Below are 1,999 nucleotides of genomic sequence, written 5' to 3' on the forward strand. Positions count from 1 at the left end.
CTTACCTGGTGTCATGGATACCCAGCTTCACTTTCGCGAGCCGGGACTGACACATAAAGAAACCATTGAAGCCGGCACTAGAGGCGCCGTTTTAGGCGGGATTACCAGTGTGTTTGAAATGCCCAATACACATCCGCTGACGGTCAGCGAAACCGATCTGCAACAGAAACTGGATATCGCTAAACGCACGGCCTGGTGTGATCACGCTTTCTACATAGGTGGCTCCAACATCAATGCCACTCAGTTAGCCAACCTCGAGACGCTACCCGGCTGTTCCGGTATCAAAGTATTTATGGGCAGCTCTTTTGGCGATTTATTGGTTGATGACGAGACGATTCTCAAACACATTTTGTCCACGGGCAATCGACGCGTAGCGATTCATGCAGAAGATGAAGCCCGTCTTCGATCACGCAAACACTTGGTAGAATCCAGCCAGCAAGTGAAAGATCATCCCATGTGGCGTGATGTGGAGAGTGCATTAATTGCAACAAAACGCGTGGTGACTCTGGCACAACAATACAACCGTAAGCTACATGTGTTACACATCAGCACAGCAGAAGAAATCGCTTTTCTGGCTCAACATAAAAGTCATGTCAGTGTTGAAGTCACCCCCCAACATCTGACATTGATGGCCCCGGATTGCTACGACACCTTGGGGACACTGGCACAAATGAACCCACCTATACGAGAACAACGCCATCAACAAGCGCTATGGGAAGCCATTAATAACGGTATTGTGGATGTCATTGGCAGTGATCATGCCCCCCACACCTTAGATGAAAAAGCCCAGCCCTACCCTAACTCACCGAGTGGTATGACAGGCGTTCAGACATTATTGCCGATTATGCTGGACCACGTGCATAACCAGAGACTCAGCATAGAACGCTTAATAGACCTGACCAGTAGCGGGCCTGTTCGCTTATTTAATATCCGTAACAAAGGACGTATTGCAGTGGGTTATGATGCCGATTTTTCCATTGTCGATTTAAAGGCCAAACGCACCATCCGCAATGAGTGGATTGCCAGCGTATCAGGCTGGACGCCATACGACGGCAGAGAAGTCACAGGCTGGCCAATCCACACCATTGTCAGAGGAAACATTAAAGTCAGAGATGAAGCATTATCTTCGTTTATCGCTAATGCTCAAGCGATACAATTTTCCCTCTAAACAGTTACTTTCAGCTATCACTACGAGTTAGTTAACTTTATCGTTAACGACAACAACACGATCATCAATGATTTGATTGTAAAAACAGCTTTTCCTGCCTGTATGGCAAGCCGCTCCTTTCTGATCAACTTTTAAAAGAACGGCATCGCCATCACAATCCAAGAAAATTGACTTTACTTCTTGGGTATGACCGGAGGTTTCGCCTTTACGCCATAAGCATTGTCTTGAACGCGACCAATAACACGCTCTTTTGCTAGCGACGGTTTCAAGCAGCGCTTCTTTATTCATCCAGGCGACCATCAATAGTTCACCTGAGTCATATTGCTGGGCAACCGCATTAATCAAGCCTTGGGTATTCCATGGCAAATTATCAATAACTTCTTGTAGCGCTAGAGAACTTCCTGTGGGTAAATTTTCTAATGTTTCTATCATTGCGAAGCTCCTGTTAACTTTCTGCTAAACGCGAATGTAATGCTCGTGTATAAGCTGTGATGGCGGGAATAAGGGCAATAAGAACGCCACTACCAAATACGCCCAGGCATAGATAGAGGTTAGACAATGTAAATAGATTGCCTGACACCGCAATACCATAATTTGCCAGTAAGGCATCTCCCCACCCGTTAATTATCGCCATCAGCATGACAAAAGCAGAAACGACGGCAGCACTGGTAATTAATATGGCTTCGAGTTCAATCAATAATAAAATGCGCCAAGGCCCAATACCTAAAGCTCTTAATACGGCGATCTCTCTGAGTCTTTCTCTTATTGATGACAACAACATCGCCGCCAGACCCAATAAGGCTGCAAGCAACACCATCAATGAGATCAGTG

3 protein-coding genes are annotated in these 1,999 nt (G+C 46.1%); 1 reads left to right on the forward strand and 2 read right to left on the reverse strand.

What is annotated here, in order from left to right; all coding sequences use genetic code 11:
* Positions 1 to 1,168: dihydroorotase (locus B4K20_RS08150; protein WP_289282527.1), on the forward strand; the 1,168-nt coding region annotated here is incomplete at its 5' end.
* 27 nt (positions 1,169 to 1,195) lie between these two features.
* On the opposite strand, the gene hisI is transcribed toward B4K20_RS08150, so the two are convergent.
* Positions 1,196 to 1,600 (reverse strand): phosphoribosyl-AMP cyclohydrolase, encoded by a 405-nt coding sequence (gene hisI, locus B4K20_RS08155; protein WP_289282528.1) that lies wholly within the window; start codon positions 1,598 to 1,600, stop codon positions 1,196 to 1,198.
* A 13-nt stretch (positions 1,601 to 1,613) separates the two neighbouring features.
* Positions 1,614 to 1,999: FtsX-like permease family protein (locus tag B4K20_RS08160; protein WP_349678796.1), on the reverse strand; the 386-nt coding region annotated here is incomplete at its 5' end.

Origin of the sequence: Methylophaga sp. UBA5088 (assembly GCF_002414625.1) — a bacterium.
Taxonomy (GTDB): Bacteria; Pseudomonadota; Gammaproteobacteria; order Nitrosococcales; family Methylophagaceae; genus Methylophaga; species Methylophaga marina.

What these genes read in the sequence shown, in the direction of transcription:
- hisI (WP_289282528.1), bottom strand. Translation starts at nt 1,600, where the DNA reads ATGATAGAAACATTAGAAAATTTACCCACAGGAAGTTCTCTAGCGCTA.